Origin of the sequence: Streptomyces sp. TSRI0281, from assembly GCF_001905125.1 — a bacterium.
Taxonomy (GTDB): domain Bacteria; phylum Actinomycetota; class Actinomycetes; order Streptomycetales; family Streptomycetaceae; genus Streptomyces.
Map to the genome: position 1 here is coordinate 20,464 of NZ_LWLE01000018.1, position 15,596 is coordinate 36,059.

19 protein-coding genes and 3 pseudogenes are annotated in these 15,596 nt (G+C 68.8%); 13 read left to right on the forward strand and 9 right to left on the reverse strand.

The window, feature by feature from the left end; all coding sequences use genetic code 11:
* Positions 1–546: 546 nt before the first annotated feature.
* Entirely contained in the window at positions 547–723 is a 177-nt protein-coding gene (locus A6A29_RS23510) for a hypothetical protein (RefSeq protein WP_241838621.1), read from the reverse strand.
* Between the two features lie 1,074 nt (positions 724–1,797).
* Between A6A29_RS23510 and A6A29_RS23520 the strand changes: the two genes are divergently transcribed.
* The 6 genes from A6A29_RS23520 to A6A29_RS23545 all read left to right on the forward strand — a co-directional run bounded on the left by A6A29_RS23520 (position 1,798) and on the right by A6A29_RS23545 (position 5,968).
* On the forward strand, positions 1,798–2,697 hold the full coding sequence (locus tag A6A29_RS23520) for a CPBP family glutamic-type intramembrane protease (protein ID WP_241838622.1): 900 nt from the start codon (positions 1,798–1,800) through the stop codon (positions 2,695–2,697).
* A gap of 394 nt (positions 2,698–3,091) precedes the next feature.
* A complete protein-coding gene (locus A6A29_RS23525) occupies positions 3,092–3,553 on the forward strand; it encodes a hypothetical protein (protein WP_073722584.1) in 462 nt (153 codons plus the stop codon).
* A 246-nt stretch (positions 3,554–3,799) separates the two neighbouring features.
* Positions 3,800–4,417: a hypothetical protein gene (locus tag A6A29_RS23530; protein WP_241838623.1), complete on the forward strand. Its 618-nt coding sequence runs from the start codon at positions 3,800–3,802 to the stop codon at positions 4,415–4,417.
* A 49-nt stretch (positions 4,418–4,466) separates the two neighbouring features.
* Positions 4,467–4,679: a hypothetical protein gene (locus tag A6A29_RS46820; protein WP_079182971.1), complete on the forward strand. Its 213-nt coding sequence runs from the start codon at positions 4,467–4,469 to the stop codon at positions 4,677–4,679.
* The gene (locus tag A6A29_RS46825) at positions 4,679–4,921 is read left to right on the forward strand and encodes a hypothetical protein (RefSeq protein ID WP_241838624.1); all 243 of its coding nucleotides are present in this window, start codon (positions 4,679–4,681) and stop codon (positions 4,919–4,921) included. Before A6A29_RS46820 ends, A6A29_RS46825 begins: the two co-directional genes overlap by 1 nt.
* A gap of 72 nt (positions 4,922–4,993) precedes the next feature.
* Positions 4,994–5,968 (forward strand): transposase family protein, encoded by a 975-nt coding sequence (locus tag A6A29_RS23545; RefSeq protein WP_241838625.1) that lies wholly within the window; start codon positions 4,994–4,996, stop codon positions 5,966–5,968.
* A gap of 65 nt (positions 5,969–6,033) precedes the next feature.
* Here the strand turns inward: A6A29_RS23545 and A6A29_RS23550 are convergent, their stop codons facing one another.
* The gene (locus A6A29_RS23550) at positions 6,034–6,243 is read right to left on the reverse strand and encodes a hypothetical protein (RefSeq protein ID WP_073722648.1); all 210 of its coding nucleotides are present in this window, start codon (positions 6,241–6,243) and stop codon (positions 6,034–6,036) included.
* 138 nt (positions 6,244–6,381) lie between these two features.
* Positions 6,382–6,870: a hypothetical protein gene (locus A6A29_RS23555; RefSeq protein WP_241838626.1), complete on the reverse strand. Its 489-nt coding sequence runs from the start codon at positions 6,868–6,870 to the stop codon at positions 6,382–6,384.
* Positions 6,871–7,554: 684 nt separating this feature from the next.
* On the opposite strand from A6A29_RS23555, the gene A6A29_RS23565 reads away from it, so the two are divergent.
* Positions 7,555–7,908: a sel1 repeat family protein gene (locus tag A6A29_RS23565; protein ID WP_241838627.1), complete on the forward strand. Its 354-nt coding sequence runs from the start codon at positions 7,555–7,557 to the stop codon at positions 7,906–7,908.
* A gap of 120 nt (positions 7,909–8,028) precedes the next feature.
* Positions 8,029–8,215 (forward strand): annotated as a pseudogene (locus A6A29_RS44220) (hypothetical protein); the annotation flags it as partial.
* Positions 8,216–8,410: 195 nt separating this feature from the next.
* Here the strand turns inward: A6A29_RS44220 and A6A29_RS44905 are convergent.
* Together A6A29_RS44905 and A6A29_RS46830 are read right to left on the reverse strand one after the other, a co-directional pair.
* Positions 8,411–8,680 (reverse strand): phiSA1p31-related protein, encoded by a 270-nt coding sequence (locus A6A29_RS44905; RefSeq protein WP_073722590.1) that lies wholly within the window; start codon positions 8,678–8,680, stop codon positions 8,411–8,413.
* An 11-nt stretch (positions 8,681–8,691) separates the two neighbouring features.
* Positions 8,692–9,012, reverse strand: coding sequence for a hypothetical protein (locus A6A29_RS46830; RefSeq protein ID WP_241838628.1), 321 nt, complete (start codon positions 9,010–9,012; stop codon positions 8,692–8,694).
* 389 nt (positions 9,013–9,401) lie between these two features.
* Between A6A29_RS46830 and A6A29_RS46835 the strand changes: the two are divergent.
* Positions 9,402–9,704 (forward strand): annotated as a pseudogene (locus A6A29_RS46835) (HNH endonuclease family protein); the annotation flags it as partial.
* A 58-nt stretch (positions 9,705–9,762) separates the two neighbouring features.
* On the opposite strand, the pseudogene A6A29_RS23585 reads toward A6A29_RS46835, so the two are convergent.
* The 3 genes and pseudogenes from A6A29_RS23585 to A6A29_RS45390 all read right to left on the reverse strand — a co-directional run.
* A pseudogene (locus tag A6A29_RS23585) lies at positions 9,763–10,310 on the reverse strand (DUF5753 domain-containing protein); the annotation flags it as partial.
* A gap of 455 nt (positions 10,311–10,765) precedes the next feature.
* Positions 10,766–11,419 (reverse strand): cutinase family protein, encoded by a 654-nt coding sequence (locus A6A29_RS23590; RefSeq protein ID WP_073722594.1) that lies wholly within the window; start codon positions 11,417–11,419, stop codon positions 10,766–10,768.
* A gap of 40 nt (positions 11,420–11,459) precedes the next feature.
* Positions 11,460–11,621, reverse strand: coding sequence for a hypothetical protein (locus A6A29_RS45390; RefSeq protein ID WP_158074454.1), 162 nt, complete (start codon positions 11,619–11,621; stop codon positions 11,460–11,462).
* A gap of 1,158 nt (positions 11,622–12,779) precedes the next feature.
* Here A6A29_RS45390 and A6A29_RS46840 point away from each other — a divergent pair.
* Positions 12,780–12,965 (forward strand): hypothetical protein, encoded by a 186-nt coding sequence (locus A6A29_RS46840; RefSeq protein WP_241838629.1) that lies wholly within the window; start codon positions 12,780–12,782, stop codon positions 12,963–12,965.
* Positions 12,966–13,057: 92 nt separating this feature from the next.
* On the forward strand, positions 13,058–13,783 hold the full coding sequence (locus tag A6A29_RS23600) for a dienelactone hydrolase family protein (protein WP_073722596.1): 726 nt from the start codon (positions 13,058–13,060) through the stop codon (positions 13,781–13,783).
* 150 nt (positions 13,784–13,933) lie between these two features.
* On the opposite strand, the gene A6A29_RS23605 is transcribed toward A6A29_RS23600, so the two are convergent.
* Positions 13,934–14,329 (reverse strand): DUF3307 domain-containing protein, encoded by a 396-nt coding sequence (locus A6A29_RS23605; RefSeq protein ID WP_073722598.1) that lies wholly within the window; start codon positions 14,327–14,329, stop codon positions 13,934–13,936.
* A gap of 413 nt (positions 14,330–14,742) precedes the next feature.
* Here A6A29_RS23605 and A6A29_RS23615 point away from each other — a divergent pair, with 413 nt between their 5' ends.
* Together A6A29_RS23615 and A6A29_RS46845 are read left to right on the forward strand one after the other, a co-directional pair.
* Entirely contained in the window at positions 14,743–15,306 is a 564-nt protein-coding gene (locus tag A6A29_RS23615) for a DUF4158 domain-containing protein (protein WP_274535826.1), read from the forward strand.
* Positions 15,303–15,560, forward strand: a complete 258-nt coding sequence (locus A6A29_RS46845) for a hypothetical protein (protein ID WP_241838631.1) — start codon at positions 15,303–15,305, stop codon at positions 15,558–15,560. Before A6A29_RS23615 ends, A6A29_RS46845 begins: the two co-directional genes overlap by 4 nt.
* Positions 15,561–15,596: the final 36 nt, after the last annotated feature.

Sequence of the window (15,596 nt, forward strand, 5' to 3'; positions counted from 1 at the left end):
GCCGCAGGCCCGACTCCTGTTCGTCCTGATCGACGCTCTGCACAGGGGTGCGTGCTGCCCGTACGCGGCCAGCAGCGCCAGGCAGCGGGCGCTCGCCTGCACCGCCCGCCAGGATGGCCAGGGCGTCGTCGTTCCCGACGACAGCCTCCAGCGCGGCCAGAGCCCGCAGATGCTCGTCTTCGGTCAGCGCACCTGCCTCAGCGCCACTTCGTGGACCGGAAGTCCGCCACCGCCCGGTTGAGCAGATCGCGCTGGGTGAACCGGTACCAGCCGTCCACGTCGGTCCCTGACGCTGTCGGATTGGGGCCCGCCTTCTGGCCCTGTATGCCCGCGACGAGCGGAACCTGGACCTGCTGCGGAAGGCCGGGTGCTCGTGCTACCGGCGGGGCGGGAGGAGGTCGAGGCGGTGGTGCTGAACTGGCAGCGACACCTGCACGGCCCAGCCGGGGAGCCGGTGACGGTTACGGACCCGGCGGGACGTTCCGGGTGGGTCCAGCAGCCGATGAGTCTCAGGCTGGCGCTGGATGTGTGGTCAGCCCTCCCGGGTCAGCTCCTGCCGAAGGGGCGGGCGTCCAGCGTCGCACGCAGGCGCCCCGCGATGGGCTGGTACCGCTGGACGAAGTTGGGGTCCTTCAACTGGTCGGGCTCGGGCAACTGCTTGTACGGGTCAGGCTGGCGCCCGGCGAGCGACCAGCCCAAGGGGCGCAGTCCGGCACGGTCCATGTCCCGGTCGACGCCCGCCAGGTAGTCCGCGTCGAGTCGAGGTACTCCGCCTGCCGGCCGTCAGGATGCCCGCGTCGGCGCCTTGCTTGATGAGCCCGTGCAGCGGCCTCTTGCCCGCGTCCGGGATGCGGTCGCGCAGCACGATCTCCACCGCGATCAGGGAATGCATGACCGCCACGGTGGAGAACTCGTAGCAGTAGTACGACTGGCGCAGCAGCTCGCGGGCGGTGCGCAGGACCGTCGCCGCGGCCGGGGCACGCCGTCGGGCACGACCAGGTCCTCAACGAGGTCGTGCATGTCGGCGTAGCTGTCGACGAAGAGGCGGGCACGTTCGTCCGGGACCGGGAACGGCAGCCGCTGCGTGGTCATCCGCGAAGTCTCCCAGCGGCGTGCCCCGGGCGGCAGCGGCTTTCCCCCGGCTGTCGCTCAGCGTGCCGGGACGGAGATGTCTCCCCCGTCGTAATGGGCGGTATGTCGCACTTAGCGAGCGTGGTCCAGGGAAACGTGGCACGCGGCTGTGACCGGGCTCCACAGATTGCGGATCTTGGTTGGTTCCGCAGCAGGTCAGAGGCAGGCAGGGGAGTTCAGTTTGCGGATCTTGGGGATGTTTGTCTGTGGATCAAGCACCGGCCGCCTCGGCTCGAGAGCGCGTTGCCGCAGGTGGGCGCACTGAACGTCAACCGAACTCCAAGTGTCGTCTGCCACGAGAACGTCAGTCGCTCTGCCACGGGAAGTGTCAGTGCCTCGTACGGGGTGAGGGCGGGGGCCGTCACGCTCCCTGCCCTCACGTACGAGTTGCCGGTTCCGTGGTTAAAGAGCGTGGACCATCCTCCGAGCCGCATTGCCCCGTCGATCGTCCAGACGGTGGCGCGGCAGTCGCATGAACGCGGGCACTCAGCCCCTGAGTGTTCCCGGAGCCGGTGGCCACGACCAGTCGACCCCTATCGTCCACTGCGCCGAAGGATGTACAGGGGGGTCGTCCGCGCGCACGACGCCCCTGACCGATGGTCGGGCGAGCCTGAAAAGCACACGGGGTTGTCGATAGGAGTCGGCCCTACCGTCACCTGGAGCGCCATGACCGAGCTACACATACGACAACCCGCACCCTCACCCACGGCCGCCGGTGCCATGGGCCGCGCGTTGACCGGCGGCCTGATCATGGCGGTGGCGCTCGGTGTCGGCAACGGCCTCGGACCCGTACTGGCGGGCGCCACCGGAGCCAGTGGCCTGGCCGCCCGGCTGATCGCTGCGGCCCTCGTCACCGTCGTGGCCGTGCCGTTCGTCCTGCGCCTGTCACACCCCCGGGCGGTCGGCTTCGGCAATCCGGGCGCGAGCCTACGGGCGTTCCTCACCGGCGTTGGGGTGACGGCCGCGGCAGCGGCGCTGGTCCTGGGCGCGGGCACGGCCGTGGGGTTACTCGTCTGGCAGCAGCTGGACCTCGTCACCCTGGTCGGCTTTCTCGTCACCAACACCGCCGTCGCGTTCCTGCTCGAAGCCCTGCCCGAGGAGACGACGCTGCGCGGCTACACCTGGACATCGCTGCGCGGACGGTTCGGGCCCGCACTGGCGGTGCTCGGCACCACGGCAGTCTTCCTGCTCGTACCGGGCACCTCGACGGTGGTGACGGTTGGCATCGCCCGGCTGGCCGGTGACGAGCCGGGCCACATCGGCATCGCCCCGGTAGGGCAGCACCCGGTCGACTACCTCATCCTTCTGACGGTCTTCAGCCTGGCCCTGATCGCCGCCCGTGCGGCCGTGGGGCACGCGCCGCTGTGGGCAGCGATCGGCACTCACCTGACCGTCCTGACCGTGAACCGCATCATGCTGCAGGGCGAGGACCGCGACGCGGGCGTGACGGTGGAGCAGACGTCCGGTGACGCGGTGCTGCTCGTACCGCTGTACCTGCTGGTCGTCGCGATCGCATTCCTGGCGTACCGCCGGGTCACGCGTCGGCACACGCACGGCGAAAAGTAGGCGGTCACCGTCACCGGTCTGCTCGATGCCGGGCTCCCGGTCCGCGCCGCCGACGGCACCTCCGTACTGGCCGACGACGTCCGGTACAGCCTCCGGCTCACGGACTCCGACGACAGCACTACCCCTATGGATGGAGACGTGTAGTCGCCGAACCGACGAGAGTGCAGTTCTCGCGGCCAGGTTCCAACTAACGTGTCACGGCTCAGTCCTCACGGCAGACGACACCAAGATCCGCAAGGTAGCGATCCCACCCGCAACCTATGGATCCCCGTCACAGCGGCGGGCAGACGGCTGTTCACCCTCGGTGCGCGGACTCTGTCCACAGTGCCGCGATCAGAGCATCGGTTCTGAGGCCGCCGCGAACAGCGGGGCGGCCCGTACGTGAGGAGCCGTCGTGCCCGACACCACGCCGCTCGCCCCGATGGCCCCGCACGCGGCCATCAGCGCCTTCAACTACCTCCGGGCCGTCCAGGCCGACGACGTCGACGCCGCCCGCGAGTTCGCCGGCGCCGAACCGCGGATGCCGGAGCTGCTCGTCGACGTCGCGACGCGGATCATCGTCCCGGTCACCGCGCTGCCCGGCCCGGACGCGGGCGAGCCGAGCGAGGACACCTTCGCTCTGGAGGCTCTCGGACGCGTCTTCGTGACTTCCCTGCGGATCTGGGCGCAGGCCGGGCCGGACGCGGCGGGAGGCGTCGCCCGCGCGGTCATCGACTTCGCCGCGCAGTTCCTCACCGAAGACCACGAGGACGTCGCCGACACCCTGCGCCAGCTGGAGGCCGTCGGCGTGGGCCAGGCCCTCGGTGCGCACCCCGCATCGGCCGGTGCGCACCCGGTGCGCCTCACAGCCGTGTAGTGCGCACCACCTGATGCCGGTAGTGTGCATCGCGCGCACCCTGCACCGCGCCGCGCGCATCGGGTGCGCACCATCGTCGGGTGGTGCGGCGCACCGGTGCGGTGGCGCGCCATCGCGGTGCGCCGCGCGGTGGCGTCCGTCGTCATCCGGCGCACCAGAGTGAGTTGCCGTCAACTTGAAGGGCCAGGTCAAAGGGCTGGCGTGATCGGTCCTCCGGGTACTCGTGCTGGTCGTGGGCATGAGTCCATGGAGAAGATCATTCGTCAGCACGGTTGGGTCGAAGAGATACACGATGCAGCGACGTCGGCGGATGTGCGAGCCTTCCTGTCCCAGATGCCGACCGAGAAGACTCTGATGACCCACGATGACGCCCTCAAGCAGCTCAGCCACATCGCGCGCGAGCGGGCATTCGGTAGGCACGTCGGGTCCGACCGGCTCATCCAGGCAGGGCTTGACGCACTCATGGCCCAGGTCGAGAGTCCCTCCCTCGCAATGTTGGCCGGCCTCCTCCGCAGCGAGGAACCCGAAGCGCCAGCGCTCTTCGACCAGGTACGGGAGGAGCTGGGACTGCTCTTCATCCCGCCCGCTGATCCTCGGGCCGCAAGGTGGGCGATGGCCCACTGGATCGCCGGTCGGATAGCCGACGGAACCCTGGGCCCCGCCACTGGCACCCACCTCATCTGGGCAGACGTCGCCTACGACCTCGGCTACCCCGAAGAGCTGCAATCCCTCGTCTCATGCCATTTCAACCTGGACGAATGGGAGGAGAGCTGGGGAGTCTCCGTCGAGGAGCTCAACAAGGAAGCAGTCGAGGCGGCGCAACAGTTCTTGATCAAGCGGCCGGCGGCAGAGGCCAGGAGCTGACCGCCGGTTCTTGCCCGCGGTGGCTGGGCGGTCTTCTACGATCCGGTGCATGTGGGATCCCGAACTGCTGGAACGGATCTCCGCACGGCGCGCGGAACTGGGCGAAGTCGAAGAGCAGCTGGCCAAACAGCTGGCGGAAGTGCGGGCCGAGCGGGACGAACTCGCCGTCGCCGAACGTGTCCTTGAACGGATGGCGGGGCAGCTTGCTGAGGAACGGGCCTCGGCCGCGCCCATGCCGGGCAGGTGGCCGGACGAGCGGTAATGCTGATTCCGCACCGCGAACCGGGTGTGGAGGAGGGCTCGCTTCCGTGGGACTACCAGCGCATCATCAGCGCCGTGCGGCAGGCCGCCGGACCGGTCATGGCCCGCGAGGTCGGTGAGGTGGTGGGGGTGGACGTCAGCGTGAAGGCCAAGCTGGAACCGCTGCGGAGCAAGCTGGTCAGACTCGTCGATCGCGGCTGGCTGCGGAAACTGCCCGACGGCCGGTTCACCACCCGCCTGTGACCAGGAGCACCGCTGCTGGGAGCTGCTCCGAACGGGCGTAACCGGGTTGCCCCCGATGCCCGTTGGGATTGTGTGACGAATGCCAAAGCGCTCCCCGTGGACACCTGCTCGCTTGTCTACCAGTGCCGTCTGCCGCTGTCCACGCGCGCCGTCAACCACCTCGCCGATCTACTCAGGCGCCATCTGAAGGCGATCCCGTCCCGATGGCGGATCCTGCCGCCGGGGAAGATCGCGGTGACCGTCCTGGCCGTACTGCGCCACGACCAGCGGTTGGCCGACATGGCCGACGGCAACGACGTGTCCGAGTCCAGCGTCCGCCGCTGGCACGACGAGCTGATCCGACTGCTCGCCGCCCAGGCGCCGCGCCTGGACCGCGCCCTGAAGAAGGTTGCCAAGCAAGGTGGGGAGCTGGTCTTGACCGACGGCACCCTCATCCGCACCCGGCGGCGCACCGGCAAGGCCGACCGGCGGAACTACTCCGGCAAGCACCGCAGCCATGGCCCGCACTTCCTCGCCCTGACCGACGAGACCGGGCGCGTGATCTGGATATTCGCCGCCCGGCCCGGCCGCACCCACGACAACACCGCCGCCCGCCACGACCACATCCTGGCCCACCTGCGCGCCGCCGGCCTTGGGGCACTGGCCGACCTCGGCTTCCGCGGCCTGGACAACAACATCCGCGACCCGTTGATCCTCACCGGCTACGCCGCCACCCGCACCCACAAGCTCACCCCAGGCCAGAAGGAAGCCAACCGAGTCCTCGCCGTCGGACGCGCACCGGTCGAGCACGGCTTCGCTCACCTCAAGAACTGGCGGATTCTCACCAAACTCCGTGCCGATCCCGCACGCCACCCAACTCCTGCGCGCGTTGCTCGTCCTGACGAACCTCGAAGCCAACCGCTGACGAATGATCTTCTCCGTGGACTCACGCCCACGACCAGCACGAGTACCCGGAGGACCGATCACACCAGCCCTTTGACCTGGCACTTCAAGTTGGCGGCAACTCACCCACCCGATGCGCACCACCGTGGTCTCCACTCCGAGTAGCTCCACTCCCACCCGGCCGCCGCCGGTCCGTGCACCGGGTGCACGGTGGAGTCCACCGTGCCCGCTTATCCCCGGCGGCGGCGCGGGCGCGCGGGACCCCACGCGGGAGGCCGGCCCCCGGGGAACTGCCACGTACGGGATCGGCGCCGAACGTGCGGCGGCTTCGGTGCCGGGTACAGCGCCGCGCGCAGTCGGCTCGCGTCGGCGAGTTCCTCCAGGCGCTCCAGCCGCTCCAGCCGCTCCAGCGAGATGTACGTCGGGATCGGGGCAACCATCGAGGCCTCCGCGCTCAAGGGATCGGTCCGCCGCACACTCGCCTCTCCCTGCCGGGCCCGAGGCTGGGCAGCCGGTTGCGTCCCGCCTGCTGGCGCGGCGACTTCGTCCTCCGTCCCGCCGGACGGGTCCGCGGCGCATCACGGCTGGAGGCCCTGGCCTTGGCCGGGGCCTGGCTGCTGGTGCTGCTGCTCGTGCTCCTGGCGGCGCCGGCCGACCGGTCCGGACGGGTCGGCGGCCGGGGCCGGGATCTCCCCGTCCCCGAAGGCGCGGCGGCGGGCGTTGGCCGCACGGGTAGTGGCCGCGAGCCGGTCCAGGTTCTCCGGCGTACGCATCCATGTCGCCGGGTCGGTCGTACAGCCCTCCAGGTACTCCTCGGGCATCGCGGCCTGCTGGTGGGCGTAGATGGCGGCCCGCTGCGCCGGAGTTCGAGCGGCGTCCCGGTCCGGGTGGTCGACGGCATGCGGCGCGTCCGACATCTGGTCGTGGTGGTCGTCGGTGTGCGCGGCGGCGGGCGCGGAGCGGGCGGCGCGGATCGCGTTCTGCACGGTGAGGCTGGCGACCCTGGCCCGCTCGTACCGGCTCGGCTCCCGCGGCGGCTTTCCGTCGGTCCCGGTGATCAGCCACACTCGAGGCCCCCGTGCCGCATCCAACGGGCTAGCCCGCAGGCCAATGCAGGTTCGGCATGCCGTCATCGCTCATGTGCGCCCGCTGCCAGATCCCTTCCCATTTGAACGGGGTCTCCGGGACAAACCGGTGCCGCTTCCCGCACGGACATGGCGCCAGCACCCACGCGCACCCACGGCACAGCTCCATCCAGCCGTGCCCGGTCGAGCTCAGTTCCCGCGGTCCTTCATCCCCGCAGGCAGAGCAGCCGGGCGGCTCGGCGCCGTCCAGAATCGCGTTCTGTCGCCGGACGTACTCAGGCAGTCGTAGTGACGGGTGGCGAGACGGGTCTTCGTGCCAGGCGCGGTCCGGGCCGTCCCACCTGCTCCATAGCCACCACGGTCGCGGGTTCACTACAGCCCGCCGCCCGGCCCGCTTCTCTACCCGGCGTTGCGCGGCGTACTCCTCCGCCCGCGCGAGCCACAGCACCCGCGCCCCATGCAGTTCCTCAACCGCCCGCACGAGCGCGTCCGGGTCCGCCTCCTGAGGTCGGTGCGGCAGCTGATCGAGTCGAGCAACGACACTCAGGGGCACGAGCGGGTGGGCACGGGTACCGGGCCCACGCCGCTGGCCGGTTCCGCCCTCGGCAAGAGGAACGAAGGGGGCCTATTCTGCCCCTGTCAGGATGGGCGGAAAAGGGGGTCGGTGTGGCCGGCATTGCACTGTTCGTTGCCGCGGTTCTGAGCATCATCGGTGTGACGACGGACCAGGACACGCTCACCCAGGTGAGCTGGATCCTGTGGGCCTTGGGCATCCTGCTCCTGGTCAACGGGGCCGCCCGTAACAGACGGAAGATGTCGGTCGATGAACTCCGTGTCGCCGCGGCGGCGGGCGATCCGGGTGCGCTGCGCGGCCTGGCGATGCTGGCCAAGATCCAGGACGACTTCGACGAGGCGGAACGCCTGCTGCGAACGGCCGTCGACAACGGTGATGTCGAGTCGATGTGGGAAATGGGCAGGCTCGTCGAGCAGCGCGACGGACTCGCGGAGTCGGAGCCCTGATTCCGTATGGCCGCCGAGCGCGGCCACTTCGGCGCCAAGCGGTTCTTCCGCCCGGGGAGCGCGCTCAACAGGGACGGCAGCACTCCCCTCAAGAGCCCGTCCTGACGGAGGTCCGGGGACAAGGCGCACGCGGAGGAACGCGCACGTGCCACAAAGCCCACGGGCCGAATCGGGCCGGGCTCAGTCGCGACGGTACGCACTATGACCGACCGCATCGCAGACATCCGCGACGAGCCGCGCGGCGGCCAGGCTGATGGCAGCGGCCTTCCTCATCAGCACCGTCGCCCCTCACCTGCGGGCTCAGGCTTGGGTGCCCTACCGGCGAGCAGCAGGGTGTTCGGCTCGCACGGGCACGGGTGGGCTCTGGAAGACCTCTTGGCCGACGACTTCACCGTCCGGCTCAAAGGCCACGCCGACCTGGTGCCGGTGCGCTGTGGCAAGTAGATCTCCGATCGCGTTCAACACCTCGGGCGGATACGTGTTGGCCTCAGGGCTCAGGCCGTCACTCATGGTCGTGGTCCTCACTGCTCAGTGGCTGGGCCGGCGACGTGGTGGGGCGACGGCCGTAAGCCTTGAGAGGCCCCCACCACAGGATGACGTCGGCGAGCGAGTACGCCTCGCAGTCTGCCGAGCTGCGCATCTCCCACGTTCCGTCCTCAGCGCTGATGGTGTCCTCGAAGAACCACACGTCACCGTCGCGGTCAACGTACGAGGAGTTCAGGTCGTAGGTGACATTGGCGAACGTGGCTGGGGAGGTGTCCGTAGTCGCCATGGTCGTGGTCCTCACTGCCCGGTGGTGGGGTGGTACTTGCGCTTGTGCTTGGTCATGCTGGCCGGCGCGCCCCGGTAGCCAGGTTGGGTGTTGCACTCGGTGCACTCCTCCCAGTCGGTTTTGCGGACCGCGTCTCCGGTGACGGAGTGCTGGGGCCCGTACCCGTGGGCATGGAGGAAGTGAGGGACGCTGCTGTCGTATTCGAGGGCGATGAGCGCGGACTCGGCCCTCTTGTCGTGCCCTTGGGTGAAGAACTTTCCGAGGCCGGTTTCACGCCTGCAGCCGCACCAGCAGGTTCCGGTCGGAATGAGTCGGGGCTTCTCAGTACTCATGCAGTCAAGATAGGTACTCAAGACTGCAAGTCAAGGCTTTGCACCAAGAAGGGTCCACTGGTAGGGGCATCAACTACCGTCACCAGGCGCTCCCTTGACCTATGAGTACCAACCAGGACAGCGACACCACATCGGCACCCAGGAACGGGTAGGCGTGAGGAGCGGGCTGAAGGTCGCCATGTTCAACCACCGGACTACGCATCGTTCGAGACGCGGACCGGACGTGGGACATCCCGTCGAAGCAGCGATGACGTTCCGCCCGGCACGTCGAAACGGATGAATCCTCCGGAAATCCGTCAGGAACGATCCTAAGGATCGGGTCGTTTCGCCGACCGACTCACAACACACGTTATGCGCGTCTGAGAGAGCGATCCTGCCGAGTGGCCCCCTGGGACAGCGGGGCATCGCAGTGGACGGCCACTCGCCGGGAGGCATACGCGAACGATCTGGGAGCCGACCGCTCGTTGGTGGCGGTGACCGCGAAGACGAACCGCAGCAAGTCTGACCAGGACCCGGCGGCCTGGCTGCCGCCGCTGGCGGACGCCCGTTGTACGTACGCCGCAGACTGGGTCTCAACGAAGCTTCGCTGGAGCTTGACCGTGGACGCCCCCGAAGTTGCAGCATTGTCCGTGCTTGCAGAGTCCTGCGGGCAGCAGACCGTCGACCATCAGCCTGCCCCCGGCGCCCTGTAGCCGACGGTCCGTGCCCCCTTCCGCCATGTGCGGGAGGGGCACTTTCGTGTGTCTGGGGTCAGGCGAGGGCTTCGATGGCCTTCACCACGAGGGCTCTCGCCGCTGCTCCATATACGGCCATACCGCGCAACTGCTCGAACGCCCGGACATACATCTCGACTTCGGACGGCTGAGTAATGTTGACCTGAGCGGACAGCAGCTCGACAGAGACGACGTTGTCGTCGTACACATGGAAGATCTCCTGCGGCCACATGCCCTGATCACGGGACACCGACGACGGGACGACGCCCAGCGACACGGAAGGAAGCGCCCCTGCGCTCAGGAGGTAGCCGAGCTGTGCGGCCATCGCGTCCGCGTCTCCAACCCGGTAGGTGAGCGCGGCTTCCTCGATCAGAAAGACGAACCTGCGCCCCGGCTCGCGGATGATGTGGGACCGGTCGACCCTGGCGGCTCCCGCTTCCGCACCGTCGTTGACCGGGATACCGCGGAACCTGCCGATCGAGGACAGCAGGGCGGCTGCGTATCCCTCGGCCTGCAACAAGCCGGGGATCAGCGTCGGAGAGTACACACGCGGAACAGTTGGGTGGACCGGTAGAAATCCACCCAACGAGCAGCGCGTTACCCCCGCCACCGGTGCCGCGTACGCGTGGTTCCCCCGCGAGTGTGTGGATGCCCTGGCGTGCTCGGGGCAGAGGGCGGCCCGATGATGGCATCGACGCAGCAGCGGACCGCGTTCCCGCCGCCTGAGCTTGCGTATCCGGCGTATCTCGGGCACACCCTGGCATGCGATGCCTGCCGTACGGGGGCACAGTGCGCGACCGTCGTACGGCTCGGCCGCGCGTGGAAGAAGGCACGGCGGTGAGCGCGCCAATCGGGCACGGGTACTGCTGGGCGGAGCGCCCCGATTCGTACGCTCGCTGCACCCAGTACCCCGGCCACACTGGGCCCCACTACGACTGGCGCGCCCCCAGCGACCACAGGAAATGGCCGAACACTGGAGCGCAAAGCCCGTCACCTGCCTGCGGCCGGAACGGATCGGCCAGCAGGCAGGTGACATGTGACTACGCGGGGTACCAGGCGCCGTTGTACCAGACCTCGTTGGCGCTGTCGTTGTGGTGATCCATGTTGAAGTCGTTGGGGTAGTTGTTGATGTGGTTCTGCGGGTAGGTCCAGATGCCGGCGGACTCGTCGCAGACGTAGTCCCAGTGACAGATCGTCTTGACCGGCACGTTGCCGAAGAACTTGTCGGCGCCCGCGAGCGGAGCGCCGATGACACCGCCGAACGGCACCGCGCCGCCGTTGGCGCCGGGAGGGCCCTGGCGCTTGGGGTCCGAGACGAGGACGGCGTTGACGTTGCCGAAGGTCTGCCAGTTCTCGGTGACCCAGATGTGCACCACCGCAGCGCCCAGGGAGTACCCGCCCATCTTGACGTGCTGGCCCGGACACGCGTTGCGCTGGTCGCGCACCAGCCGATTCAGTTCGTTGACGCCCGCCCGGGCGCTCGCGCCGTTGGGGATCTGGGTCGGGTAGCCGACGTGCTGCTGGATGTTGCCGGTGAATCCGTCGTTGTTCCACGAACTGCCGGTGCCGCCGACGACGATCGTGTAGGTGCCCTCGCACGAAGCTGCCGCTTGTGCGGAGGACTCCAGTGCCACGGAAAGTCCGGCCGTCAGCAGAAGTCCGCCCAACGCGGCCGTGGTCCTTTTGGCCCGCATGGAATTCTCCTCATCTAGGTGGTACTCGATGCTGGATGCCCTAGGGGCACGACACCTGCGGGAACGCCCCCACGGGCGCCATCCGCTCCTTGCCCCCGTGGTCCCGGGCGACGGAGAGAGCGTGCTGATCGGCCAGAGCACGTACCGGTACCAGCTTCTCGTGCTCCTGGTGCACCTCGTGTTCCGTCTGCGCTTCGCCCACCGGCCCCCTCGCTCCGAGCCCTCCCCTGCTCTCCGGAGGCGGGCGGAACGAGTATCGCGACAGCCGCACGGTCCCGCTGGATCTTGACGAAGGATGGCGCGATCTCCTCCACCCGACCTCCGTGTCTGCACCCGCATTGGCGCGAGTGCCGTGCTGACGTCGTCGGCCAGGACGGCGGTCCCGTCGTCGGCGCGGACCAGGAGCCCGGCGTCGAGTGCGCATCTTGCGGGTGACGCCACCGCCACGGCTGGCTCCGGCCGGCCAGAAGCCGTGGCGCGCCACCCGGCAGCGCCAACAGCCCTCCAGGCGGGCAAGCTCCGGCGACTACGCAGGGGCGCACATTCGTTCCAGCTTCGTGTTGAGGCCTGGCGTTCTGTGCCAGTGGTCGTGCTGCCCGCTATGCTGAAATTGCAGGAGCCCCTTGGCGGGCTGCCGGGACAAAGGCCTGAGCCAGGAGACTGGATCCCTCCTCCCTCAGAGGTGGTTGTGGCCCCCGGGAGTCCCCCAGGGGGCTTTGTGCTGTTCAGGCCTTCCAGTCGTCCCACCAGACACGATCGGTGACGAATGCCGGGTCCCCAATAATTTTGACTCCGTAGCCGAGCAGCGCGCCGCGTGGAGACCTGCGGAGCTGGTGGCCGCACACGAGAAGGTTCTGAGCGCACGCCCTGTCCCGGCGGCGTATCGGCTCCAGGTTCCGCCGGTCTCGTTGAGCAGGCGGGTGGTGGTCTTGTTGTGGTAGCCGAGATCGTCTGCGACGACGGGAGCGGGCATCTCCAGGAGTTACTGCCGGATGGCGGCACCGCGGGCAGCAGCCATTGGGACACCGATCTCGTTGAGGAGCGCGGACAGGTGATCGGGGCGAAAGGGCTGGCCCGAGCGACGGCCGGGAAACAGTTATCGACAAGCTGGCCGCGGACGGCGAGGAGATCACCGTCTCCTCCGTTGCCCGAGCCACCGACGTCCACCGCAGTCTGATCCACCGGCACGGTGACCTGCACGCGGCCGTTCTCGCCCGAGCGGGCGAGCCGCCTCCCGGCGCGACGGCCGGAACGCAGGTCAGCCGCCAGTCGCTGCTGGCCGACATCGCGAACCTCACAGCCCGCAACGGCCGTCTGTCCGCGCACATCACCCGGCTCGAACGACGTCTGTCTGAAGCGCTTGGGCAGGCTGCTTGGGAAGCCCCCGGGCTCGGTGCCCGCGCCGACGTCGAAACACTCACCCGCCGCATCGGCGAGTTCGGAGCAGCGGATCCTCGACCTCCGCTCCGAACTCGCCGAGCACGACGAGGACCTCGCCGCCGCATGGGCCGCGAACCGGGACTTGATGGCGCAGCTGCACCGCTGACGGGGCGGTTCCGGAATACGCCAGAGACCTGCCTTCTGCCAGCAGCAGAACACCGGCCCGACCGAGCCCGGCGATCACTACAGTCCAGGCTCATGACGACGGTTACGACGCGCACGGTCGAATACGCGGCTGACGGCCTGACGATGATCGGGCACCTCGCGCTCCCGGCCGGTGTCGACCGCCGGCCCGCGGTCCTGGTCGGGCCTGAGGGGATGGGGCTCAGCGACGTCGAGCGCCGCCGGGCCGATGTACTCGCTGAGCTGGGATACGTGGCGCTGGCCTTCGACCTCCACGGCGGGCGCTATTTGGGCGACCCTGAGGAGATGCTTGCCCGTTGCATGCCGCTGCTCGCCGACCCCGACCGGATGCGGGGCATCGGCCACGCGGCGCTCGACGTGCTCCGCGTCGAGCCGCGGACCGACCCCGATCGGATCGCCGCCGTCGGCTACGGCACCGGGGGCGCAATCGCGCTGGAACTCGGGCGCGACGGCGTCGACCTGCGCGCGATCGGGACTGTCAACGCACTGACCACCGGCCGACCGGGCGAGGCGGCGCGCATCCGCTGCCCGGTGTGGGCCGGGGTCGGGTCGGAAGACCCGATCATGCCGCCCGCGCAACGGGACGCGTTCACCGCCGAGATGCAGGCCGCGGGCGTCGACTGGCGCCTCATGGTCTACGGCGGCGCCTTGCACGCCTTCCACCACCCGCCGGTCGACCACACCGTGGTTCCCGGCGTCGGCTACCACCCACGGCACGCGCAGCGAGCGTGGCGTGACGTCGTCGACCTGCTCGCCGAGTGCCTGCCCATCACGGAGTGATCTGGTCGACAAACGCGATTCCGGACCGCAAACCAAGCCGGTCGACCGTCACGACGCACCAAGCTCGGCCACCCACCACCGGTGCTTACCGGTCGCCACGGCAGGTTTCTGGCGCATTCCGGTCCTGTTCCCTGCCCCAAGTCGTCGCCATCACCCCCAGCACGCCAGGGCGGCGGCGTTAATCGCCAGGTGCACAGTGTTGTCAGCAACGCTGACCAGGGCGTCCGCCAGGCCGGACGGCACGGCCACGGGCGATCCCTGGTGCTTCTGCGCGTCGGCCCAAGCGACCCGACGCGCTCGCACTTGCGGTGATCGTGGCGACGCACGTTGTCCTGGACCGCTACCGGGCCGTGAAGTACCTGGTCTGGGTGCGGAACCTGCTGGCCCCTGCGTCGGGGACTGCGTGATCAGCAGGAACGGCGGCCCATACGTGGTGCCATGCACGATCGCGGGCCACCACCGCTTGGCCTTCTCCATCGCCATCCAGTCCGACTGGATGAGGTAGTCGCCGGCCAGATGTGCCAGCAGGCTCTCGAAGAACAACATCAGGAAGCCACCGCCTCGGTCCACGACACCTGTCGCTCACCCAACGACCGCGGACACACGCGCCTGAGCTGCACGATCATCGTGCTTCCCGGACTCGAACTTCGAGCAACCCCGAGAGAAAGGCAATGGGGCAGGCACGCCCTGCGGCCATCGGTGCCGTGGGTGGACGTCGTCTTGGTGGTCGGGTCCTTGTAGGTGACCGGGTGGTCGTCGGAGGCGCCCTTCACCTGGGCACAGAAGTCCGACTGGATCCAGAAGTCGCCGAGCTTGCTGGCGGTGCGGGTCAGTCCGGGGTCCCGTCGGTAATGCTCCAGGATTGAACGCTAAGGAATGATCATGATCTGAGGGGTCTCGGTTCGGTGACCCCGGGGGTTGGCGGGGCTTCCGTTGCCTAGCGTCACCGCATGTGACTGTTGAGTACCTGCCAGAAGAGCAAATGGCCCGTTACGGGCGTTTGTTGGAGAGCCGTCGGTCCAGGAGTTGGAGGAGTTCTTCCGGCTGGACGCGGCTGCGATGGAGCAGGCGGCGGCCAAGCACGGCCCCACAACCGGCCTGGCTGGGCGGTGCAGTGGGGCACGGTGCGGATGCTCGGCACCTTCTTGTCTGCGCCGGCCGATGTGCCGCCGGGGGTAGCCACGTTCGTCGCGGAACAGCTGGGGATCGACGACGCCTCGTGTCTCAAACTGTATCCGGAACGACTGCCGACCCAGCACGAGCATGCCCGCGAGATCCGCAAGCTGCTGAGGATCCGCGATTTCGACGACGGTGACCTGCAGCTGCGCCAGCACATAGCCGGGCGGGTGTGGGTGTCGAACGACGGGCCGCGGGCACTGTTCGACCGGGCGGTGACGTGGCTGCTGCGTAACAGGGTGCTGCTGCCGGGACTCACACCGCTGGGCTACCAGGTCGCCGAGGTCCGGAAGGGCGAGCAGAGGCCGTTGACAGCAAGGATCGCGCACGCGCCCACTCCGATGTGACCGATCAGCGCTGCGGCCATGGCGGGACCGAGGGCTGTGACCTGGGCCAAGACAAGATAGCCGAACCCGAAGAGTGCCAGAGCGGCTCCGGCTGCGTGCAGTCTCCGGCGCATCGACCCAGCGACGAGCCGTCGGCCGAGAAAGGGACCGAGTACGGCGCCGAACCCTTGTGCCAGATAAAGGACCCCGACACCGGCGTCGCCGACGTGAAAGCGGTCGAGGGCGTACACAGGCAACAGCCGACCATGCCGTAGCAGAGGCGCAGTCCCACGGTCAGCCACAGAAAGGCG

What these genes read in the sequence shown, in the direction of transcription:
- A6A29_RS23510 (WP_241838621.1), bottom strand. Translation starts at nt 723, where the DNA reads ATGGACCGTGCCGGACTGCGCCCCTTGGGCTGGTCGCTCGCCGGGCGC.
- A6A29_RS23520 (WP_241838622.1), top strand. Translation starts at nt 1,798, where the DNA reads ATGACCGAGCTACACATACGACAACCCGCACCCTCACCCACGGCCGCC.
- A6A29_RS23530 (WP_241838623.1), top strand. Translation starts at nt 3,800, where the DNA reads ATGGAGAAGATCATTCGTCAGCACGGTTGGGTCGAAGAGATACACGAT.
- A6A29_RS46820 (WP_079182971.1), top strand. Translation starts at nt 4,467, where the DNA reads ATGTGGGATCCCGAACTGCTGGAACGGATCTCCGCACGGCGCGCGGAA.
- A6A29_RS46825 (WP_241838624.1), top strand. Translation starts at nt 4,679, where the DNA reads ATGCTGATTCCGCACCGCGAACCGGGTGTGGAGGAGGGCTCGCTTCCG.
- A6A29_RS23550 (WP_073722648.1), bottom strand. Translation starts at nt 6,243, where the DNA reads ATGGTTGCCCCGATCCCGACGTACATCTCGCTGGAGCGGCTGGAGCGG.
- A6A29_RS44905 (WP_073722590.1), bottom strand. Translation starts at nt 8,680, where the DNA reads ATGGCGACTACGGACACCTCCCCAGCCACGTTCGCCAATGTCACCTAC.
- A6A29_RS46830 (WP_241838628.1), bottom strand. Translation starts at nt 9,012, where the DNA reads ATGAGTACTGAGAAGCCCCGACTCATTCCGACCGGAACCTGCTGGTGC.
- A6A29_RS23590 (WP_073722594.1), bottom strand. Translation starts at nt 11,419, where the DNA reads ATGCGGGCCAAAAGGACCACGGCCGCGTTGGGCGGACTTCTGCTGACG.
- A6A29_RS23600 (WP_073722596.1), top strand. Translation starts at nt 13,058, where the DNA reads ATGACGACGGTTACGACGCGCACGGTCGAATACGCGGCTGACGGCCTG.
- A6A29_RS23605 (WP_073722598.1), bottom strand. Translation starts at nt 14,329, where the DNA reads ATGTTGTTCTTCGAGAGCCTGCTGGCACATCTGGCCGGCGACTACCTC.